The 22,247-nt window shown below is 55.7% G+C and carries 19 protein-coding genes; 2 read left to right on the top strand and 17 right to left on the bottom strand.

Going from position 1 to position 22,247, the window contains the following annotated elements; all coding sequences use genetic code 11:
* Positions 1 to 30: 30 nt before the first annotated feature.
* The 10 genes from GN111_RS27175 to uvrA all read right to left on the bottom strand — a co-directional run bounded on the left by GN111_RS27175 (position 31) and on the right by uvrA (position 13,807).
* Positions 31 to 1,050 carry a PilZ domain-containing protein gene (locus GN111_RS27175; protein ID WP_155306756.1) on the bottom strand — a complete coding sequence of 340 codons (1,020 nt, stop codon included), beginning with the start codon at positions 1,048 to 1,050 and terminating at the stop codon, positions 31 to 33.
* 12 nt (positions 1,051 to 1,062) lie between these two features.
* A complete protein-coding gene (locus tag GN111_RS27180) occupies positions 1,063 to 1,878 on the bottom strand; it encodes a hypothetical protein (RefSeq protein WP_155306757.1) in 816 nt (271 codons plus the stop codon).
* Between the two features lie 4 nt (positions 1,879 to 1,882).
* Entirely contained in the window at positions 1,883 to 2,419 is a 537-nt protein-coding gene (locus GN111_RS27185) for a bacterioferritin (RefSeq protein ID WP_155306758.1), read from the bottom strand.
* A gap of 37 nt (positions 2,420 to 2,456) precedes the next feature.
* Positions 2,457 to 3,272 (bottom strand): methylenetetrahydrofolate reductase, encoded by an 816-nt coding sequence (locus GN111_RS27190; protein WP_155306759.1) that lies wholly within the window; start codon positions 3,270 to 3,272, stop codon positions 2,457 to 2,459.
* Positions 3,273 to 3,302: 30 nt separating this feature from the next.
* Complete coding sequence (locus GN111_RS27195; RefSeq protein ID WP_155306760.1) at positions 3,303 to 4,469, bottom strand: PAS domain-containing sensor histidine kinase; 1,167 nt, start codon at positions 4,467 to 4,469, stop codon at positions 3,303 to 3,305.
* 199 nt (positions 4,470 to 4,668) lie between these two features.
* Positions 4,669 to 4,932, bottom strand: a complete 264-nt coding sequence (locus GN111_RS27200) for a hypothetical protein (protein ID WP_155306761.1) — start codon at positions 4,930 to 4,932, stop codon at positions 4,669 to 4,671.
* A gap of 173 nt (positions 4,933 to 5,105) precedes the next feature.
* Positions 5,106 to 7,652 (bottom strand): ATP-dependent helicase HrpB, encoded by a 2,547-nt coding sequence (hrpB, locus tag GN111_RS27205; protein ID WP_155306762.1) that lies wholly within the window; start codon positions 7,650 to 7,652, stop codon positions 5,106 to 5,108.
* Between the two features lie 82 nt (positions 7,653 to 7,734).
* Complete coding sequence (locus tag GN111_RS27210) at positions 7,735 to 8,502, bottom strand: response regulator (RefSeq protein ID WP_155306763.1); 768 nt, start codon at positions 8,500 to 8,502, stop codon at positions 7,735 to 7,737.
* Positions 8,456 to 10,861 (bottom strand): cache domain-containing protein, encoded by a 2,406-nt coding sequence (locus GN111_RS27215; protein ID WP_155306764.1) that lies wholly within the window; start codon positions 10,859 to 10,861, stop codon positions 8,456 to 8,458. Before GN111_RS27215 ends, GN111_RS27210 begins: the two co-directional genes overlap by 47 nt.
* A gap of 99 nt (positions 10,862 to 10,960) precedes the next feature.
* Positions 10,961 to 13,807 carry an excinuclease ABC subunit UvrA gene (uvrA, locus tag GN111_RS27220; protein WP_155308169.1) on the bottom strand — a complete coding sequence of 949 codons (2,847 nt, stop codon included), beginning with the start codon at positions 13,805 to 13,807 and terminating at the stop codon, positions 10,961 to 10,963.
* Between the two features lie 387 nt (positions 13,808 to 14,194).
* On the opposite strand from uvrA, the gene GN111_RS27225 reads away from it, so the two are divergent.
* Complete coding sequence (locus GN111_RS27225; RefSeq protein WP_170302482.1) at positions 14,195 to 14,821, top strand: DUF3786 domain-containing protein; 627 nt, start codon at positions 14,195 to 14,197, stop codon at positions 14,819 to 14,821.
* 103 nt (positions 14,822 to 14,924) lie between these two features.
* Here GN111_RS27225 and GN111_RS27230 read toward each other — a convergent pair whose 3' ends face one another.
* Positions 14,925 to 15,668: a dienelactone hydrolase family protein gene (locus GN111_RS27230; RefSeq protein WP_155306766.1), complete on the bottom strand. Its 744-nt coding sequence runs from the start codon at positions 15,666 to 15,668 to the stop codon at positions 14,925 to 14,927.
* 445 nt (positions 15,669 to 16,113) lie between these two features.
* On the opposite strand from GN111_RS27230, the gene GN111_RS27235 reads away from it, so the two are divergent.
* Positions 16,114 to 16,566 carry a GNAT family N-acetyltransferase gene (locus tag GN111_RS27235; protein ID WP_155306767.1) on the top strand — a complete coding sequence of 151 codons (453 nt, stop codon included), beginning with the start codon at positions 16,114 to 16,116 and terminating at the stop codon, positions 16,564 to 16,566.
* Between the two features lie 157 nt (positions 16,567 to 16,723).
* Here GN111_RS27235 and GN111_RS27240 read toward each other — a convergent pair whose 3' ends face one another.
* From GN111_RS27240 to GN111_RS27265, 6 genes are all read right to left on the bottom strand, one after another.
* The gene (locus GN111_RS27240) at positions 16,724 to 17,308 is read right to left on the bottom strand and encodes a hypothetical protein (RefSeq protein ID WP_155306768.1); all 585 of its coding nucleotides are present in this window, start codon (positions 17,306 to 17,308) and stop codon (positions 16,724 to 16,726) included.
* 22 nt (positions 17,309 to 17,330) lie between these two features.
* On the bottom strand, positions 17,331 to 18,314 hold the full coding sequence (locus GN111_RS27245) for an alpha-ketoacid dehydrogenase subunit beta (RefSeq protein WP_155306769.1): 984 nt from the start codon (positions 18,312 to 18,314) through the stop codon (positions 17,331 to 17,333).
* A gap of 33 nt (positions 18,315 to 18,347) precedes the next feature.
* On the bottom strand, positions 18,348 to 19,310 hold the full coding sequence (locus GN111_RS27250; RefSeq protein ID WP_155306770.1) for a thiamine pyrophosphate-dependent dehydrogenase E1 component subunit alpha: 963 nt from the start codon (positions 19,308 to 19,310) through the stop codon (positions 18,348 to 18,350).
* A gap of 384 nt (positions 19,311 to 19,694) precedes the next feature.
* Entirely contained in the window at positions 19,695 to 20,930 is a 1,236-nt protein-coding gene (gene glyA / locus GN111_RS27255; RefSeq protein WP_155306771.1) for a serine hydroxymethyltransferase, read from the bottom strand.
* A gap of 2 nt (positions 20,931 to 20,932) precedes the next feature.
* Positions 20,933 to 21,322, bottom strand: coding sequence for a histidine kinase N-terminal 7TM domain-containing protein (locus tag GN111_RS34530; protein ID WP_155306772.1), 390 nt, complete (start codon positions 21,320 to 21,322; stop codon positions 20,933 to 20,935).
* A gap of 423 nt (positions 21,323 to 21,745) precedes the next feature.
* Positions 21,746 to 21,982 carry an ArsA family ATPase gene (locus GN111_RS27265; RefSeq protein WP_155306773.1) on the bottom strand — a complete coding sequence of 79 codons (237 nt, stop codon included), beginning with the start codon at positions 21,980 to 21,982 and terminating at the stop codon, positions 21,746 to 21,748.
* Between the last annotated feature and the right edge of the window lie 265 nt (positions 21,983 to 22,247).

Raw genomic sequence — 22,247 nt, forward strand, 5'->3', positions numbered from 1 at the left:
TCCTTTGCCGGAGCCGATTGCCGTTTACGGTCAGGAGGTGGGGGGGCTCCCCGGTGCATGGGCGGTAGGCGTGCAGCGGGATTCGGTCAAAGATCGGATGACCTGTTTCTGATAGAGCGTCAATGCTTCGAAGTGCACGCCGATCCCCTTGGGGTCCCGCCGAACCACCGTCCCTTTGATGCCGCAGGTTTTTTCCAATATGGGAGAGGAAAGGGATACGATCAGCCTCTGTCCCACTTTTAGTGGCTGTTCGGTTTCGATGTACACACCGCCTTCACTGATATCCCGCATATTGCACTGATAGGTCCAGTCACTGATATCATAATCAACACCCACCAGACAGTCGTAACGGTCAAATTTCCTCTGGTTGGGCCGCTGACTCTGTTTTTCGTCCAGGATGCGGCCGCTTTCCAGCAGCAGATTCATCAGTGGCGCATCGAACTCCTTTTTGATTTCGCAGGGCGCGTAGTCAATATCGATCAGCACGTTTTCCCATGTTAGAATGTGCAGGGCGGCGGCTTTGCCTTCGAGCAGCCCCATTTTAGCGGCGACGGGCTTGCCGCCGATTAGGTGGATGGTGCCCAGCTTTCCCTTGGCCGTGATCTGCAGGGTACAGGCGCGCCGCTCCAGTTCGAGCATCTGCAGAAATGAAGAAAGTGATATGCCCCGTACCTGTCCGCCGTAATCGATCTGAAGTTCGGTGAAAATCCGTTTGGTGAGCATGCTGATATCCAGGGCCTGATCGAAGTGAATGACCGAAGGCATCTGCCGCAGTTTGGTGCGGAGCATGGACGATGCATTGTTGGTCATGACGATGGCGCGGGTTTCCGGATAGTCAGCGCCCAATACGGACAGCAGTTCAAAGGTATCCATTTCAGGGAGGTGCATACCGGTGATCAGAACGTGGGTCTCGTAGGCGGCGAGGGTGTCGATGGCCGTTTGAATGTTAATCGCAGGCAGAACCTGTAGAAACGTGCTCTGGCTTTTCAAGAGTCCCACAATTGTATGGAGCGTAACGGGATCGTTGTCGACAATCAGGATGTTTTTCATCGGTTACCTGGCTTATCGTTTCGGTGTCAGGGTGAAGGATATGGTCCCCGGATAGGGGAACCGGTCCGTTTTTCGGATGCCGAGATCTTCCAGATCCTGATAAAAAAAGCATTTTTCTGCTGAAAAAACAAACAGTTTTTCGAAGCCGGCAAAGACTACGTCATATCCCAGGGGTGCCAGCACGGCCGCCACCGGCGCAAATACGCCCATGGCTTTCCAGCGGTTCCCGACCAGGGCATGGATTTCCATCTGGCTGAACCCCCCGGGATTTTCGAGGTAGCGCAGCCACGGTTTATAATCGGCAAAGGCCAGGATACTCTGTTTCTCGATCTCCCGGACGCCCATGAAGCTTGCTGCCCCCAGGCTTTCCAGGCTGAGTTCGGTTCCGAAGCGTTCATGCAGCGCTGTGATGAGATCGGTCAGCAGGGCTTCGAAGACGGAGATGGGCATGGCCGGATGGCTGGCGGAGGATTCAATGTGGAACGAAAGCCACGAATGAACGATGGCAGGAGATCCTTCGGCCCGGCGCCGCTGGCTCAGGCGCAGGGTAGCCCGATAGGGCCCCTCACTGGTCGAAATGGTGTGTTCGATCAGGGTCCCGTGATCAAAGGTCTTTTCGATCACCGGCACGGCGTTCGGGGCGGCCCGGGCGACCGGCGGGCAAGCCAGGGGCAGTAAGGCCGTTACGGTCACCAGCAGAATGAGGAATACGGCTTGCCATCGCCTGCGGCAGGCCGCAGGGACGGCCCTCCGGGACGAGAAATTTGCGCCCCGGAGAAGATCCGTCCGCGTGCACTCCGAAAAGAGGCTTTTAAACGACGCGTTCAAACCGTTATTCGCCTTCGCTGACGACAAATCCGCTGGGTCCGAGACCGGTGGCCGAGGATGTGCCCGCAATCTTGGCCAGGTAGACATTACCCAGTTTTCCGATATGGTTGTTGATGCTGTCGAAATAGTTGAAGTGGGCCTGCTCCTCGTCGATGATCTGTTCGAAGAGTTTCATGCTGACGCTGTCGCCGTTTTCGCGGCACACCAGTAAAAACTGGTTGTAGACGTCGATGGTGGTATCTTCAAGGTCGGCATCGAAAGTGTAAACCTTCTCCACTTCCTGTCCTCGGGTGACCTTCTGGTCCGGCTCCGAGGTGGGCTCTCCGCCCAGCTCCTTGATCCGCTCGGCAAAGGCTTCCGCATGGCGCATTTCGTCGATGGCGATGAGCTTCATCTTGCCGGCCAGTTCTCCGTAGTCCATGTCATCCAGGTTGTAATGCTGGTTCATGTATTGGGAAATGGCCGTGAGTTCCATGGCGCGGGCCCTGTTGAGCGCTTCGATTACTTTTGCCTTTCTCTTTTCTCTTGATGCTTGAGCCATTTTGATCTCCTTGTTTGGAATGAGTAAAAAAATCGCCCTAGATCTGCAGGATTTCGGGCATGATTTCATAGTGGTCGAAGGGCGGCATGATGCAGGCGCCGGCAAAGCGCGAGCGAGCCAGGGCAAATATTTCCCTGGCATTGGCCACACCCTCGGCTATGGGGTCGGCCGCTTCGTGCAGGCGTTTTCGCAGGGCTTCAGGCACGGCGATGCCGGCCACCTTGGTGTGAAGGAACTCCGCATGGCGCGGGGTGCGCAGCGGCAAAATGCCCATGACGACCGGAATCCCGAGGTCCCGCGTCACGGTCGTGATCTCATCGGCGCCGGCTTCGTCGTATACCGGCTGGGTGACGGCAAACTGGGCCCCTGCCTCCACTTTGCGTTTAAGGTGGGCCACCGCCCGTTCCAGTCCATTGGTCTCGGGGTGGCGGTCGAAGACCACGCCGGTGTGCATGCCGGCTTTTCGGGCCATTCCCACCAGCTCGTATACATCGGCGTCCCTAACGGTTGAGGTGTAGTGCCGGTCCTTGAGGGCCACGAAATCTCCCGTGGCCGCCAGCACCGTATCGATGCCCAGGGCCCTGGCGCCCCACAGCTCGCCCTGCAGTCCGAGGCGATTGTGGTCCCGGGTGGTCAGGTGCAAAATGGCCGGTTTGCCCGTGCGCTGCCGGATCAGGGCGCACAGGGCCATGGCGCTCATGCGAGGTTTGGCCACTGGGTTGGTGGCGACGCTGAAACCGTAAAAGGGCAGCTTCGCCAGCGGCCGCAAGGCGTCCAGAACGCTGGTTGCATCCGGTCCGTCCGGCGGAACGACTTCGATGGTGACGACAAAGGATTCCGTGTTCATGTTCATTTTTAGGTCCCCCGACGGCCTGCCGGTTGTCTATTTTCGAGGCAGTATATCGATGGCACGGTCCGTTGGCTTCAAGGGAATCCGCAAAGAAAAAGTGGTGCCTTCTCCAAGAGATGTGGAGAAATCGATTTTTCCATTCAGGTATTTCTCACCGAACAGTTTCATGGAGTAGGTTCCCAATCCTCTTCCCGAATCGGCTTTAGTACTCACGTTGCGTTGAAAGATGCGATCAACGACGCTTTTGTCAATAGCCCGATGGTTCCAGACGAAAAACGAGAGCGACCGGTCATCGGAATCGAACCAAACCTTGGCGGTTTCTCCCCTGTCTGTTGCTTCCAGGGCATTGACGATCATGTTGGTCAGCACACGGGTCAAAAGGAAAAAATCCGATTTGAAGCGAACCTGCAGGTTTTGATCGGAGAAATTGATGGCTCGCTGTCCGGCGGCCGGATGAGACGAAAAGACGGCCTTGAGTTCCGTGAAGATCTGTTCGACGGTAATCGGCGTCAGTATCAGCTGATAGCCTTCTTCCATCGTCTGGGTGAGATGTTTTTGCATCTGCACCTCCCTGGCGAGGCGCACCGCAAGGCGGTGAATACGCTGAATTTCCCGACGATTTTCGTGCGTGGTCCGTTTTGCCAGGATTTCGCTGTAACCCAGCAGGCTGTGGATAATGTTGCCGATATCGTGGAAAAAAACCCTGCCCAGGGCTTCCCACTGCTGCCTGTGGGTGATGTCCTGAATGAAAAGCAGGATCATACGATTTCCCTGCACCGTTATGGGGCAGGCCCGAACCCGGAGAAACAGGTCGCTTCGGATACTGTCGGACGCGACCTCGATGGCGCAGGTTCGTTCCACGGCTTCGTTTCGGGCCATACACGATACGATGGCAATAGCTGCACCGCAGGTTGCACAATACCTGGACGTGCCGCAGCCGCCTTCATTGGCATCGCGGTGAATGCAGCCGATGGCTTCTCCAGGGCGAAGCCCCAGGGCCAGTTCGGCGTTGTCGATGCCCAGCATGGAAAGAAACGCATCGTTTACGGCCAGGATCTGACGATGTTCGTTGAGTACCGCCACCAAACCGCTGACGGTATTCAACAGGCCATCGATCACCGGATTGGCGACAGCCGAATCGATATCCCGCTGGAGCGTTTTTCTGGGCAGCCGCTCGGCTGGTGCAAAGTATGTTTTCATCGACGGTTCAAGTTCGGATATGGGGTGCGAAATCCGCGCCGTTTTGTCTGTTAACGGGACATCCCCATGGAGCCCCGCCGGCCGAAACGCATTGTTTGTTTGAACTGATTATTAATTTATATTTCTGTTTTGCACAGGTCAAGCGTGGAAGCCTCACGGCGCCGAAACGGGGAGTACGTACGGTGCATGGTCGATCTCCTTATTTCCCCATGATCATCAAAAGCGGGATGAAAACCAGTCCGGCCAGGGCCAGATACAGGCCGTTTAAAATCCGCTGGTATTTGTAGCGGGCCTCCTGGTCCGGCTCCTCGCGGGTAAGCTTTTTAAACCTGCGGTAGTCGTCCAGCCAACCGGTCATCAGGTCCACGGGATACCCCTTGTCCTTGAGGGTCATCTTGATCTGCTGGAGGGAGTGCAATGCAAAAACGAAAGCGCCGATCAATCCAAAGTGCATCCAACTCATAAAAGCCGTCTCCTTGAAGGTAGGTGTTGCACGCGCGCGAATGCCGCCATCCGCGGGGTCGTCGCGTCTTCAACCAGCGGCCGCGGAAACCGGTTCGCCCTATGGGTGGAACAGATGACGAGTGTTCGGGAATCATTGCCACTTTAACACACATTGGTGTGCCGGGCTACCGTTCAGTTATGCCTGCGCGCCTTGACCCGGGAGGTTGGGGGTGCTGTCATGGGGTCGTCCGGCCAGGCGTGCTTGGGGTAGCGCCCCTTAAGTTCCTTTTTCACCTCCGGGTAGCCGTTTTGCCAGAAGCCGGCAAGGTCCCGGGTGATCTGGACGGGGCGGCTCGCCGGCGAAAGCAGGTGAAGGGTCAACGGCACCCGGCCGCCGGCGATGGCGGGTGTGGCCCCAAGGCCGAACATTTCCTGCAGTCGCACCGCCAGGACCGGTTCCGATCCGCTGTAGTCGATGGGACGCCGTGATCCGCTGGGTACGGTCAAATGGGTGGGCGCCAGTTTGTCCAGCCGTCGCTGCTGCTTCCAGTCGAGATGGCTCAGCAATGCGTCGGAAAGCGTTTTCGAGGACAGATCGCTCAACCGCCGCATGTCGCCAAGAAAAGGGGCCAGCCACACCTCCAGCCTTTCGGTCAGGGCGATGTCGCCGACATCCGGCCAGGGGCCGTCCGGCGCGTCGATGCGGGCCAGCATCGTCACCCGAGCCTGCCAGGTCCGCAGCTTTCGCGTCCAGGGCAGACAATCGATGCCTGTTGATCGGATGCCGGCAAGCATGGCGTTCGTCACCGCCTCGGAGGGCGGATTCCGGATGGTCTCGGTTGTAAAGACAATTGCGCCCAGAACCTGTTCGCGTAAGGCGGATACGGCCTGCCGCCGTGAATCCCAGGAGACGTTATCGCGCCATTGGACGCGGTGGGCAAACTGGTCGAGCAGATCTTCCTTTTCGGCGGCGGCGGCCAGGAAAATGCCGGCTTCCCGCCGGTTGCCGTCCAATTGCGGCGCCACCAGAAACGTACTGGCACCCAGCGGTTCGGACGGATCGAGAAAGGCGCCGCTCCCGCTGCTGAGAAGAAACCGTCCCGGACTGCCGGACCGTTGGCGGGCGATGCGGTCGGGGTAGGCCCAGGCCAGCAGCCGGCCCGGTTCGGTCCTCTTGCCGGGTCGACCCTTCATATTCAGACGGTGCTGAAGGACTGCGGACACATTGAGAATGCGTCTTACGGCCGCAGGGTCAACAGTGCCGTCGTGAATGCGAAATTGCTTTTTCTCGCGGTACGCCCCGATCGCCTCCAGGCGAAGCTTCAGGTCGGCGTCCCGCCAGCGGCCGGTAAAATGGATGGGATCGCGTTCGCTTAAAATGGCCGCCAGATCGCAGGCGGGTTGTCCCATATTCGCGTCCATTGCCGACAAAACCATGTGGGCCAGGCGGGGATGCAGGGGCAGTTCGGCCATGCGGCGGCCGTGGGCGGTGATTTTACCTTCGGCGTCCAACGCATCCAGATCGGCCAGCAGTTGCCTGGCATGGGCAAAGGCAGCCGCCGGCGGTTGGTCCAGCCAATTCAGGACCGCGGGATCGTCCACGCCCCAGACGGCCAGTTCCAGGGCCAGGGCGGTCAGATCGACATCGAGAATCTCCGGTCGGCTGTGGGCAGCCAGGGCAGGGGTATCCGCCTCCCGCCAGAGACGGTAGCAGATGCCGGGTCCCAGGCGTCCGGCCCGCCCCCGACGCTGGTCGGCCGACGCCCTGGAGACCGGCAGGGTGACCAACCGGGTCATGCCGCTGCCCGGATCGAAGCGCGGAGCCCGCTGCAGGCCGCCGTCCACCACGACCCGGATGCCTTCTATGGTCAGGCTGGTTTCGGCAATGGACGTTGCCAGAACAATCTTATGCCGCCCTTCCGGCGGCGGCGTGATGGCGGCATCCTGCCGATCCCTCGGCATGGTGCCGTACAGCGGGGCGATGGTCCAATCGTCGGGCAGATTGGCAGCCTCCAGCAGCCGAACCGTGCGACGGATTTCGGCGGCACCGGGCAGAAATGCGAGGATATTGCCTTCGCCGGCGCGTGCCGATTGCCGGATCACCCCGGCCATGGCCTGCTCCGGCGATTGGGTTGCCGGTCGCACACAATAGCGGGTCTCCACGGGAAACATGCGCCCGTCGCAGCGGATCACAGGCGCATCGTCCAGCAGAGCGGCCACCGGCGCCGGGTCCAGGGTGGCCGACATCACCAGCAGCCGCAGGTCTTCGTTGAGGACACCCTGAACATCCCGGCACAGGGCCAGCCCCAGATCGGCGTCCAGGTTGCGTTCGTGGAACTCGTCGAAGATGACCAGCCCCACGCCGGTCAGGGCCGGATCGTTTTGCAGCATGCGGGTAAGTACGCCTTCGGTGACCACCTCGATGCGGGTTTGCGGTCCGATGCGGCTTTCCATGCGGACCCGGTAGCCGACCGTTTGGCCTACTTTCTGCCCCAAGATCGACGCCATGTAACGGGCGGCGGCACGGGCGGCCAGTCGCCGCGGCGCCAGAAGCAGGATGCGGCGCCCGGCCAACCTCACTTCCTCCAAGAGGGCCAGGGGGACGATCGTGGTCTTGCCGGCGCCGGGCGGCGCCACCAGTAAGGCGCATGAGGCGACATTGAGGATCTTTCTCAGATCACCGAGAACTTCGTGTACGGGAAGCCGTTCGGCAGAAGGTTTGCGGGTTCGGGTTTGCATCGTGCCATGGGTATAGCACAGAAAAAGGCGGCGTGTATCGCCCGGAAAAAATGAATTGGATGGCGTGGGTCCATGTTAAAGGCTAATTTATGGCAGGAGAAGGGGTCGTCTCCCGGTCCAGCGTTTTCCGCACCATCGTTAACAGGATGCCGATTTCGTAGGGTTTGCTCACAAACCCCTGGGCCAGTTCGTCGAGAATGGTTTTGTTATCGCCTTTTGGGGCATCGCCGCTGGTGATCAAGACCGGAGTGGCGGCTTTTTTTTCTCTGAGCTTCTCCAGACAGCGTACGCCGCCCATGCCGGGCATATTCAAATCGAGAAGAATCAGATCGATCTTCTCGCCGAGTTCCTGGTAGCGGACAAGTCCCGATTCCCCGTCTTCGGCCTCGATGACCCGGTATCCGAATCGCTCCAGGATTTCCCGACCTACCTGACGCACCGCCTGATCGTCATCGACCAGCAGAATCGATTCGTGACCTTTCGGGTATTGTATTTCCTTGTCCGACGGTTTTTCTGCCGGGTGGGCCCCTACGGCGGCCGGAAAATAAATGCTGAATACGGTGCCTTTTCCGATCTCGCTATGGCAGTCGATATAACCGTTGTGGCTTTTTACGATGCCGTAAACCATGGCCAGACCGAGTCCGGTTCCTCTGCCGGTTTCGCGGGTGGTGAAAAAAGGCTCGAAGATATGCTCCCGGGTGTTGGTATCCATGCCGATGCCGGTATCCGTGACGGAAAGCATGGCATACGAACCGGGGACGGCGCCGACATGCGAACGGCAATAGGCGTCATCCAGGTCCACATTACCCGTTTCGATGATTAATGTTCCGCCGTCCGGCATGGCCGGCATTGATGCCCAGGTTCATCACGATTTGTTCGAACTGGACCCGGTCCGCCTCGACGATGCGCAAATCCGGCGCCAGCCGGGTTTCGATCCTGATCATGCGGGGAAGGGTGCGCTGCAGGAGTTTGACGGCTTCCCGCAGTTCCAAATTCAGATCCATGGGAACCAACTGGCTTTCGATCTTACGGCTGAAGGTCAACAACTGGCGGGTGAGTTCGCTGGCGTGGCTGCAGGTATTCTTGATGACGGTCAGCATCTCTTTTTGGCGGATCGAACATTGTTCATCCATCAACAAAAGTTGGGTGTAACCGGAAATGGCCTGCAGGTTGTTGTTGAAGTCGTGGGCGATGCCTCCGGCCAGGGTGCCGACGGCATCCATTTTTTGCGCTTGCTGGAGTCGGGCTTCCATGGCTTTCTGATCGGTGATGTCGCGGCCTTCAGCGATCAGCATCGTGGCCTTTCCGGAGTCGTCCATTACCGGTTTCAAAGAGAAGTCAACACAACGGCGCTGGTTGTCGGCGCCAATATTGATGACCTCCATGCGTTTGAATTGTCCCTGGCAAGCAGCGGCAACGGCATTTTCCAGTTTGTTGCGGACCGCTTCGTCATCCTGCCAGAAGGGTGTCTCCCAAAATTTTTGGCCGACGAATCGCTCCCCGCTGGCGCCGATGAAATCCAGTGCCGTCTGGTTGATGGATCGAATGCTGCCGTCCGGCGAAAGCACGCCAATGAACTGGTACGTCTGGTTGAACACGGCCTCGAACAGGGCTTCGCTTTTTTTCAGCGCTTTCTCGGTGGCCCGCTGTTCGGTGATGTCGAGGCCCGCTCCGACGATGAATTCGACTTCGCCGTCGGTGCCGGTGGTGACGGCACTGGACCATTGGATCAGGCGCTGCTGACCATCTTTGGTGATCCAGTGATTCGAATGCCGGTATCCCTGTTTCTTCCTGGAGAGATCGTCAAACGTAATTCTCAGATTCTCTTTTTCGGCGTCGGGGATCAGTTCGGCGAACAGATTTTGCCCCTCGATTTCATGGGCGGAATAACCGCTGCACTTTTGGCAGGCCCGGTTGAAAAGGACGATGCGGCCGTCGGGGGCGACCACGATGACCAAAGCGTCCACCGTTGAGAGAATCAGTTCGTTGAAGTCGTTGGCCTTCTGCAAGGAATCGGCCGTTGCGCGATGCTTATCGATTTCTGCTGTGAGATCGCCATGATACGATTGAAGTCGCTCTAAAAAGGCGTTGAATGTGCGCTCCAGGAGGCCGACTTCATCTTCGGGCCCCGGCGTGACCCGGACCGTCAGGTCACCCTGCTCGCCTTTGGCGATAATCGTCAACAGGTGGCGCAGCCGCCGGGTAATGGAGTCGCTGACGAAAAGGGTCAACAGGGCACTTAACAGGACCGAGATAAAGATGAAAGCGATGGTGACGTTGCGGGCATTGCGAATCGGGGCGTAGATTTCATCCATATAGCCCGATGACCCCACGATCCAATCCAGTTCTTCGATATGCCCGAAAAAGGCGAGCTTTTCCCGTAATCGTTGATCTCCCGGGTTTTTCCACCGATAGGTCACCTGCCCGGATTTTTGAGAGACCATTTTTTTAAAAAATTCGATGTCTTCGACCGGTAATTGGTAGAAGTTTTTCCCCTCCAACTCGGGATGGATGATGATGTCTCCCTGGCGGTCAACCACGAAGACATAACCGCTGTAACCGAATTTCAACTCCTTGACGTTGGTGCGGATTTCTTCCATGGGAAGAATCTGTCGGAATTCGTTCCGGTAAGTGGAGACGGAGATGATCCAGTCATAGGGTTCGAAATAGGCCATATACAGGGCTTTGGGCCGGGGGGCCGTTTCGCCGGGGTTTTGCCAGTCATATTCGAGATAGCCGGTCTTCAGACGGGTCTGTTGGCGAATAAATTCATGTTGGATAAACTTGTTGCCCTGCACTCCGGGGTTGGGATGAACGACGGCCACCCCCTTGCTGTCAATGCAGTAGATATAGCCGGTGCTGCCAATGGTCTGGCCCAAGAGAATGGTGCGGATGCGGCTGCGGGCCTGCGCTTCTGTCAGTTGTCCATCCAGATATTGTCCATGGATCAGTCGGGTGATTTCCAGATTGCGCTCGGCAACGGCGCGCAGGTAGTTGGCAATCGATGCCTTCGTGGCAGTTTTTACCAGATTGACGATACTTCGGGTGGCGTTGCTCAAGTCGCTTTCGATGTTGATCTCAATGGCCTTTTTCACAAGAACCAGGGCACCCAGGCCGCCGCTGGTAAAAAGGATCGTCGAAAGACTCAGATAAACCAGGAGCAGTTTGTTGCGCAGACTCAGGTCCGCGGTTTTTCTATATAGCTGCAATGGTTATCTCCTTTTCGAATACAAACGGCCTCTTGGTCTATTATTGACCAGTTCGGAGATAACTTAATGAACTCATGTAAGATTCTGCGGCGATATTGGCTATCTCCCGGTTCGGAGGATGTCGCGCAGAAACCGGCCGGTGTAGCTCTCGTGTACCGCGGCGACCGTTTCGGGCGTTCCCTGGGCCACCACCCGACCGCCTCCCTTGCCCCCTTCCGGCCCCAGGTCGATGATCCAGTCGGCGGTTTTGATCACGTCCAGGTTGTGCTCGATCACTACCACGGTATTGCCGCTGTCCACCAGACGATGGAGGACGGCCAGGAGCATTTCGATGTCCTGGAAATGCAGGCCGGTGGTGGGTTCGTCCAGAATGTAGAGGGTGCGGCCCGTGGCCCGTTTGGCCAGTTCCCGGGCCAGCTTGATGCGCTGGGCTTCGCCGCCGGAAAGGGTCGTGGCCGCCTGGCCCAGTTTGATATAGGAGAGGCCGACGTCCATGAGGGTGTCCAGGATGCGTCGGATGCGCGGATGGTTTTTGAACAGGTCCCGGGCCTGCATGACCGACAGGTCCAGCACGTCGGCGATGGAGTGGTCCTTGTACTTGATTTCCAGGGTGGCGTCGTTGAAACGCCGGCCCCGGCAGGTTTCGCAGGGCACGTAGACGTCGGCCAGAAAGTGCATCTCCACCTTGATGTAGCCGTCGCCGCTGCAGGCCTCGCAGCGGCCGCCCTTGACGTTGAAGGAGTAGCGTCCTTTCTTGTAACCGCGCATCCTGGACTCGGGCAACTGGGCGAAGAAGTCGCGGATGGGGTCGAAGACCTTGGTATAGGTGGCCGGGTTGCTGCGGGGGGTGCGGCCGATGGCTTTCTGGTCGATGTTGATGACCTTGTCCAGGTGCTGGAGTCCCTGAATCGTTTTGTGGCGGCCCGTTTCAAGCAGGGCGCGGTGCAGCTTGCCGGCCAGGGCCGGGTAAAGAATCTGGTTGATCAGGGTGGACTTGCCGGCTCCGGAGACGCCGGTGACGCCCACCAGAAGGCCCAGCGGGATGTCCACCGTCAGATGGTCGAGGTTGTTCTCGGTGGCATCGACGATGGTGATTTGCCGTTTCCCTGCTTTTCGCCGGGCGGCCGGGGTTGCGATCTCCTCGCGGCCGCTGAGGTAGCGGCCCGTAATGGAAGCCTTGCGGCGCATGATCTGCTTGGGCGTCCCCTGGGCCACGATTTCGCCCCCCAGGTGGCCGGCGCCGGGGCCGAAGTCCACGATCCAGTCCGACGCCGCCATGGTTTCGCGGTCATGCTCCACCACGATGAGGGTGTTGCCGATGTCCCGCAGATGGCCCAGGGTGTTGAGAAGTTTGATGTTGTCCCGCTGGTGCAGGCCGATGGAGGGCTCATCCAGAATGTAAAGCACGCCGGTAAGCTCCGAGCCCACCTGAGAGGCCAGGCGGATGCGCTGGGATTCGCCCCCGGATAGGGTGGGGCCCTTGCGGCTCAGTGAAAGGTAGTCCAGACCAACGTTGACGAGAAATCCCAGCCGGCCGGTGATTTCCTTGAGCAGTTCTTCGGCAATGATTCTGCGATTGCCGGAAAGTTCCAGGCCGGTGAGAAAGTCCCGGGCCTCCCGGATGGTCATTTCGGTGACGTCGATGATGGAATTCCCGCCGATTTTCACGGCCAGGACTTCCGGCTTCAGGCGTCTTCCGCCGCAGGTGGCACAGGGACGGGTGGAGAGAAAGCGGCCGTAGTACTTCTTGGCGTTTTCCGATTCGGTCTGCTTGTAGCGGCGCATGAGGGTATTGAGCAGGCCTTCGAAAGTTGTGGTATAGGAACCCTGGATTTTCTCCGCATTCCAGGTTACCGTCAGTTCCCGTCGCCCGGCACCGCAGAGGATCAGGTCCTTCTGGCGTTTGGGCAGACGCTGCCAGGGGGTGTCGAGATCCACCGCCCACTGCTCTTCCATGGCCCGCAGTTGTTCGGCGGTCCAGGAGCCGTTCAACCGGCCCTTGCCGGTAAAGTGGCCCTGCCAGGGGATTACGGCCCCCTGCCGGATGGTCAGCTTGGGATCGGCGATCACCTTGTCCGAATCCATGGCCAGGCGGGAGCCGATGCCGTTGCAGTCCGGGCACATCCCCAACGGGGAGTTGAAGGAGAAAAGGGGCGGGTCCAGTTCCGGGTAGGCGATGCCGCAGCAGGAGCGGGCTTCGCTCATGGCGATATCGCCCGCATCCATGCGGTGGACGATGATGCTGCCCTGCCCCAGCTTCAGGGCGGTTTCCACCGAATCGGTCAGCCGCTTGCGGAAGGCCGCATTCGGAGCGATTTTCAAGCGGTCGATCACGGCCTCGATGGTGTGCTTCTTGTAGCGGGCCAGGGTCTGGACGGCTTCGATGTCCTGGACCACGCCGTCGACCCGCACCCGGGCGTAGCCCTGCTGCTGCAATCGGGCGACGACCTCGCGGTGTTCGCCTTTGCGGTTGTCGATGACCGGTGCCAGAATCAGGATTTTGGTTCCTTCGGGCATCTCCAGGATGCGTTCCACCATGCTCTGGGCGTCGCCCTTGCCCACGGGGTTGCCGCATTTGACGCAGGTCTGCCGGCCGATACGGGCAAAGAGCACCCGCAGGTAGTCGTAGATTTCGGTGATGGTGCCAACGGTGGAGCGGGGATTCTTGCTGGCCGATTTCTGCTCGATGGAGATGGTGGGCGACAGGCCCCGGATGGTTTCGTAGCGCGGCTTTTCCATCTGGCCGATGAACTGGCGGGCGTAGGCGGAGAGGGACTCCACGTAGCGCCGCTGCCCCTCGGCGAAAATGGTGTCGAAGGCCAGACTGGATTTGCCCGAACCGGAGACCCCGGTGAAGACGATAAGCTTCTTTTTGGGCAGGCTGACATCGATGTGCTTGAGGTTGTGCTCCCGTGCCCCACGCACTTCGACGCGGTCTAGCTCCATGGCGTTCCGCTTGCCACGGCTTTTTTTGACCGTCGCCGTGGCAGTTCCGTTGGGATGGTGTTTCATCCAATCTTTCCCTATGCGTTCGACGGTGAACGCTAGCGCCCACCGGTTGCGATCCGATTGAAAAACCGGTTGCCATAAGGGCCGCCGGCTGTGATAAACATTAACGTCTCCTTAAGAAGCCCGATATCTTCGTTATGCTTCATCCCTCGTCGCTGCGGAGTATTGACCATACGCCTCACTCCTCGGGACTCGCAAGCCTCGATCTCGGGCTTCTTACGAAGACGTCACAAATATGGTTTTTGATCAATCTCGGTGAAAACAATAAGTATCGATCGCCCTTTTGTCCACGCGAACCATTGCTCATGCCACGAGGAGATGCCGATGACCTGGACTGAAAACGGATCGGTCTACGACGAAACTTACCGGAACTATTTGGAACAGCTTCGAACCAGAAATTTTAACGGTAAGGAGGCGGTCCTGGGCGTCGCCGTGGATGGCGAGACGGTGGTGGTGCCCTATTTCAATGTGTCCCTTCGACTGACCGCCGAAGGGTTGAAAGACGATGCCGGGCGTCGGCCGGATTTTTCCGACTGCGTGGTGGTGTGCCGCTACCTGCTCATGTGTCCGCCATTCGAACCGACGCGGAAAGAGTGGGTGGCCTACCGCGATTTTCCGGATGCCGGCCCGCTGACGGTTTTCTGGGCCGATACCGTGGAAAAGCCGCTGGCCGGGACATTCGCCGACAGCGTCGATGCGCTGCGAAAAGCGTGCGATGCGTTGGGCGGCGTCGATCCGGAGATGGCCATCGCCTGCGATCTGTGCCGTCGCTTCTCGCCGCTGCCCAAGGTGCCCTTGCTGCTGGTGTTCAACGACGCCGAAGACGGATTTCCGGCCGCCGCCTCGGTGCTGTTCGAAAAGCGGGCCTCAGCCTACCTAGATGCCGAGAGTCAGGCCATTTTGGGGCATCGTTTGACACAACGACTGGTCGTCGCCTCTGGAAAAGAATAGTTTTTATATTCAATCAAGCTTATGGGGGTAAACGGGGCCATCCTTGGCCCCGCGAAAGTGCCTTCCTGGCTTTGATTACCGATTGCAACTTGCTAATCACCGATCACCTTTTCAATGTTTCCGAGAGAAAGTCGACGAATCGCCGCCACGATTTTTTATCCGCAGTTTCGTGATACCGCTCTTGACCGAAAACCGTGAAGGCATGCTGCGCCCCACCGTAGGTGGTCATCTCATGATCCACGCCCGCCGCTTCGAGCTGTACGGCCAGATCGGCGAACTGCTCCATGGGAATTGCCGTATCCGCCGTGCCGTGCAGAATCAGGAATTTTCCCCGGGCGTTGGAATAATCCTGCCCCTCGGGGGTTTTCAACCCCCCATGGAAAGTGACGAAGCCTTTCAGGTCGGCACCGGAACGGGCCCATTCAAGCACCGCAGCGCCGCCGAAACAATAGCCTGCGGCAACGGCGTTTTCCACGTTGGCCCCCTTTTCCCTGGCCGTTTCCAAGGCACCGTTCATCAGCGCCCGCATTTTCTGTCTGTTTTTATACAGCTCACCGGTATGCTGCCGCTTGTCCGTGACTTCTGTCGGCCGCACGCCGGCACCGAACAGATCCAGGGCAAAAACGGCATACCCCAGATCGGCCAGCATGTTGGCCCGGATGACTTCATAATCCGTCAACCCGTCCCAGTCATGAACCAGCAGCACCAGCGGGGCCTGTTCAAAGGGGGTGATATAATAGCCCTCATAGGGTTGGCCGTCGATCTGGTAGGTTACCGGCGCCCCGGTGGCGCCATAGGCGGCGGTGGAAAAGGATACGAGTAGAAATATGATGATGAATTTTCGCATGGCGAACACTCCTTTTGGTTTTGATTTCAGTCCGGGCATAATCTGCCCTGATCTCCGATGGAGAGTCGAATCTCGTTTAGGTCGAATAATCGACTGTTCGATAAAATTAATACACGATGACTGTGAAGTCGAATGATCGGGCTGATGCTGGAACAAAAGACGGGGACAGGGGCTATCGTCAAGCGGCGAAACACTTTGATTGTGATATCCAGTAGATATATCTTCCAAAAACAGAATATCATCCTCTCTGGCTTGGGGTTTACTGCTTGATTTGATCGGTAAATCAGACCATAATGCCCCCGGACCAACAGAAAAACCCCTTTAAAAATCCAAATGTTGTCGATCCAGAACCGGTTCAGTCCAACAAAACTTTTAACGTCGGCTGCGTGCCACAAAAGCGCTTAATCGTCAGTGCTCTATCGCTTTATTAGAAGGAGCGAAAGTTTTGAATATTAGAAAAGCAGAATTAAAAGACTTATCCTATTTAGTTGATTTTACTTTGGAGGAGGCTCGTGAAGCTGAAGGCGTAATAAAGATACAGGAAACATTGAGTTTGGGGATAGAAACTGCTCTGAAGGACAATAAAATCGCTGCTTATTGGGTATTGGTTGATGAAGAAGATTATCCAGTAGGAAGCGTGTCTGTCGTAAAAGAATGGAGTGACTGGAATGCTGGTTATTACTGGTGGATACAAAGTATGTACCTTAAGCCTGAGTATAGAGGAAAAAGGCTAATGGCTCTGCTAGTCGAAACGGTAAAGAAGGAAATGTTTGTCCAAGGTGGTTTAGAACTTAGGTTATACGTTCATAAAAACAATACTGTGGCTAAAAAAGCATATGAAAAGTCAGGCTTCATTTACTCGGACTATGAAATGATGAAGTTGAGTTCAAAGCACTAAAGATCGTTTTATCACTCCGGCAAGTAAAGACACCAACTCCGTCATGCCGGACTTGATCCGGCATCCAGACTTTTCCTGGTTTCCGGCTTCCGCCGGAATGACAAATATTGGTTTTTTATGTTGCCACAATAATAATTGGTAAAATTCTTGGCGCGTCCTAATTTATGATTTCGATACAATCAGTTGCATGGGTCATCACTATCAGGTGACCTCCATCTTTTATTTTTTTACACGCTCCGGAACATGATATTACTTTGTCTTTTTCTCCATGTATGCGTTTAATTATACTTTGTTCGCCATCATAACCTTGCCAATTAAAAACCGCATGACACATAGCTCTAACAAATTCAGCCTCTGAGGAATTAAACATCGTCAAAATCTCATTTTTACATTTTCCGACAATCGCTTGTATCAATTTTATAGGGATGATTTCAGATAGAGGAGACAGTAATCTGAGTAAAGGATTGATTTCGTTTTTTGAAACGGCACTTCCGAACAAATAAACATTTCTTATGCCTAACTTGTCTGCAATCTCAAGCGAAACAATACCACCAAGAGAGGAACCTGCGACCGAGTCTGATTGCGTAATACCGTATCGCCTTATAACACTTTCTGCTACCTCGGAAATGGTTTTTTCACCATTATATTCCGGCCAGTTAATGAACTTGGCCTCTGCTATTTTTCGCCAAGGGCCAGAATACATGTTTGCATTGGCACCCATTCCCGGAAGAATATAAATCATTTTCTAATCACGAACACGTCCCTCATTTTACAATAATTTCTTTTACCGCCGAAATAAGATTTTTTTCGCTGGGAATGTAAAAACGTTCCAGAGGCGGACTGGCAGGGACCGGTATGTCAGGACCGGTCACCCGCCGCAGCGGCGCTTTTAAGCGATCAAAAGCCTCTTCCATCACCACGGCTGAGACTTCACCGGCAAATCCGCCGGTTCGAGTGGCCTCATGCAGTACAACCAGGCGACCGGTTTTGCGTACAGAATCAAGGAGCGTCTTTTTATCCATCGGCACAAGTGTGCGCAGGTCTACGATCTCCAGGTCAATCCCCTCCTGGGCCAACTGTTCGGCCGCCTTCAATGCCACCCCCACCATCTTGGACCATGTAACCAAAGTGACATCCGTACCCTGACGTTTAATGTCGGCCTTTCCAATGGGAATCAGATAGTCCTCCTCTGGAACCGGGCCGGGCACGAAATAAAGCATCATGTCCTCAATGAAAATTACGGGATTCGGATCCCGGATCGCCGATTTTAAAAGGCCCTTGGCATCGGCCGGTGTGGCGGGCATGACGACCTTCAGTCCCGGGCAGTGGGCCGCCCACGCTTCCAGGTTGTGCGAATGCTGGCAGCCGGCACCGAAGCCGGCACCGCTTTTGATGCGCACGACGAGCGGAAAAGCCGATTTACCGCCTGATAAGTACCGCAGTTTGGCGGCATGATTGACGATCATATCTGAAGCGAGGGTGAAGAAAGGATTGAACATGATTTCCACCACCGGCCTGAGCCCGACCGATGCTGCTCCTACCGCCAATCCTGCGATAGCCGCTTCTGAAACGGGAGTATCCTTCACCCGTTTCGCACCGAAATCTTTCAATAAGCCGTCGGTGGGAAGCATCGGGCTGCTGTGGATACCCACTCCGATTCCCTCTCCAGCCAGGAATACATCGTCATCCCGCAGCATTTCTTCTCTGAGTGCCTGATTGATGGCCTGTCCCATTCCAAATGACTGCATGCTTTTATTCCTTTCATTATGGAATGTTCTCGATTATGCGAATAGATCCTCAAGGGCCTCGGGTGGCTCGGGATAAGGGCTTTCCTCTGCAAAGCGGATCGCATCCTGCACAATGGTATCGATGCGTGTTTCCAGTTCGCCCAGTTCATCTTTGCTGATAAGCCCTTGGGCAAGCATTTCACCGCGCAGTTTAGGGATGGGGCACATTGCCTGCCACGCCGCGATTTCTTCCTTGGGCTGATAGATCTGCAGATCGGCTTCGCCATGGCCTCGCCAGCGGTAGGTTTTGTATTCGATCAGGGTGGGTCCACTTCCTGCAGCAGCGCGTACGCGGGCCTCCACGGCCGATTCGTATACTGCCAGCGCATCGTTGCCATCGACCACAACACCAGGAATGGCATAACCGGCGGCCCGGTCGGCGATGTTCGGCACGTTGGTGTGCTCTTCATAGCGCTGAGCACCGGCGTAGAGATTGTTCTCGCATACAAAAATTACAGGAAGCGCCCAGACACTCGCCAGATTCAGGGCTTCATGAACGGACCCCTCGTTGGCGGCGCCATCTCCGATAAAACAGACCGTTACCTGTTTTTCCGCCCGGTACTGTTGGGAGAAGGCAACGCCGACGGCAATGGGTGGTCCGCCACCGACCACGGTGGTTGTGCAGAGTGCATTGACTTCGGGTACCGCCATGTGCAGGGTTCCGCTTTTTCCCTTGTTGCAACCCGTGCGTTTGCCGAATATTTCAGCCATCAGTGTCTTGGGATCAGCCCCCTTGGCCAATAAATGACTGTGGCTGCGGTGGTTGGTGATGATCACATCCTCCGGTTGAAGTGCTGCACATACGCCCGCACCGACGGCCTCCTGCCCGGTACACAGGATCATCATTCCTGGAATCTTATGCTCGATCTTGCACAGTTCCGTCAGCTCCTCCTCGAACCTGCGGGAAAGCAGCAATGACCGGAGCATTTCCATCTTCTTTTGCCTGGGAATCTGCATCCTTCCCTCCTGACGGTGTTAATTTGACAGGATTATTTTGACCTAAATTAGGCGATTGTCGAACTTGCCGCAGAATCAAGGCAGCTGCTGCGGCGCTATAGTCGGCTATGCGCCGTAGCTGCTAACGCCGAAGATGCGGTGAGGTCGGCAATCCCGAAGCGGTTTCGCCTTTTGAGATGGAAAACTACAAACAAACTACTGAAATCATGGTGTTCGTCTATTTTCCGAAAAAGGCGAAACGTTTAATTTAGGGTTGATAAACGAGCGGTTAATTATTCAATTATAAAATCGTGTTGATGATAACACTACGCATACAAACTTGTCACTCAATAAAAAGCGCAATTACGAACCCCTAAAAGTGGTTATGGGAGGGAAATATCGACGTCAGGCGTACACCGGATACCGGCGGCACAGTTTTTTCACTTGATGGTTTGTTTTGTTCAGCACGGTCGGATCGTCCGACTGCGACAGGACCCTATCGATCATCCCTGCAATCGTGATCATTTCCGAATGACCCATGCCTCGAGTGGTCAGGCCGGCACTTCCTAAACGCAGGCCCGAAACGCTGCCCGGCGTACGAACATCGCTGGGGATCACATTTCGATTCAGAACGATGCCTGCAGATTCCAGTGCAGTTTCAGCCATAGCGCCGTTTAATTTTTTGGAAGTGAGGTCAATCAGCACCTGGTGATTATCTGTACCACCGGAAACGATGCGGTAGCCCTGGGCGTTAAGCGATTGGGCCAGTATCTTTGCATTTTCTACAGTCTTTTTCTGGATTTCAATGAAGCGGGGCTCCATGGCCAATTTGAAAATCAGGCCTTTTGCCGCAATCAGGTTCACCGCGCTCGTCCCCTGACATCCCGGAAAGACGGCCGCGTTCAGGCGTTGACCGAATTCTTCCCTGGCTAGGATCACGCCGCCACGACCGCCCATCAAGGTTTTGTAAGTCGTAAAGGTGACAAAATCGCAGCAGGGCACCGGACTGGGAATCACCTTGCCGGCCACTAAACCGGCTAAGTGCGCCATGTCGGCAAGGCAATAAGCGTTGACCTCCCTGGCGATGACAGCGATCTTCTCGTAATCGATCAAGCGTGGATAGGAACTGGCCCCAGCGACGATCATTTTGGGTTTGACCTTGTAAGCCAGGTCCCTGATCCGATCGTAATCGAGGCGCTCCGTTTTCGGGTCCACGCCGTAATGCGTAAATTCGAAGCATTTGCTGGTGATGGAAGCACGGTGCCCGTGGGAAAGATGGCCACCGTGGGGAAGCCCCATGGAAAGGACGCTGTCGCCCACATCGAGAACCGAAAAATAGACTGCCAAGTTGGCCGATGTTCCGCTATGGGGCTGCACATTGACATATTCTGCGCCGAAGAGCTCCTTTGCCCGCTGAACGGCGATATCCTCGATTTCGTCAACATGTTCACAGCCGGCGTGAAATCGTTTTCCGGGATATCCTTCTATTGTTTTGGTGTTCAAAATCGACCCAAGGACTTCCATGACGGACGGTGGTGCATGATTTTCAGCAGCTATCATATCGAGCGTCTCTTCGATACGGATTCTTTCCTTTTCGATCAGGGTTGCAATGCAGGGATCCTCTCTTTTCAAATGGGACATTTCTACTCCTTTTGCCGGACTCTTGCCATGTGAAAATTGTAATCGCGTCCTACATTTAGATGATGGGATTCGTTGGTAAAACACAACGGAATGAAAAAAAGTGTTGGAAAGGCAACCAGGCCAATCGAGCGGATGTTTAGCCAAGCATCCAAGCACGCGTATTCCAAACAAAAGGCAAGGCCGGCCACCGTTATCGTAAGCAGACAAATTTCCTTGATCTGGAACCAGAAAATTTTGCTTGGAAAATCCTCGGAGGCCATTCCCAGAGCGCTTGCGATCAACTTGATTACCATGACTACCATGATAAAAATCAAGCCTTTCGCTCCCGGGACATGCCTGTGGCGCCAGCTGTGGATTCCAATAGCCACAGCGAGTAAGGCCGCAGGCAGCATTGGTCACATGTATGGCGCGGTATGGTATAAACCGGTCATGCCTTATCGCAAGTACAAAATATCGTACTTTTCACCGGTAATGCCGTTGAATTGTCGAGTCGGGATGCAGCGGCAATCAAATACCATCGTATTTATGAATAGGGATAATTACTTATGACATATCCGATTTTTGCAAAAGATGTCAATTCTGTCCAACAAAGAGAAAGGCAGTGTTATCCATCTGTCATCTCCAACTTATGCCAGATTTCAGATTGATTCTAAGTTACCGTAGAAAGCTTGGACGCGCTTTACCTTCAATCGGTGATGGAACAAAATGCGCCGGGACCGTCGGCCGCCGCGTGCGTCAGTCCGGAAAGGCCGAGAATGCCCCCGGGAACCAGGAGACGCTTGGAAAGACGCTGAGTAGAAAAGATTTCGGCGATGTCATCCGGCGTCTCTTCCGGTCCCCATTGTATTGACCACGATACAGGAAATGGGAATATCGATGTCGGCCAGGCGCCTTTCGATGCACCGGGGTTCGGAGAGGCTGAGGCGCTCATTGTTCAGCACCAGCTTCACATGGGTGCTTGGGGACATGAAGCGGGATTTGAGACGGGTATGGCTTTCGATCCGTTCGTTCAGTTTTTGCCGGACCCGGTCGGCCTCGAACCCTGGACCCATTTTGATTTCGATATGATTTACTATTTCTCTTGGCCTGCCCTTTAATGCTCCTATTCAAATCTTTTACTATAATTCCGGTGTTCTAAAAAAAAGCAAATTGCATGGAAAATTTTTCTTGACTTGGTCCGTTTTATTCTATACCAAATTCGGAGGAATATATCCTACCTTCATGGTAGTAAATTATCCTACTCATTCAGTAGAATATGTCGGATCGACGATTTTCAATCGGTTCGGAATGGAGGTGCGATCGGCCGGAAACGTAGTT

The sequence above is a fragment of the Desulfosarcina widdelii genome, from assembly GCF_009688965.1.
Lineage (GTDB): Bacteria > Desulfobacterota > Desulfobacteria > Desulfobacterales > Desulfosarcinaceae > Desulfosarcina > Desulfosarcina widdelii.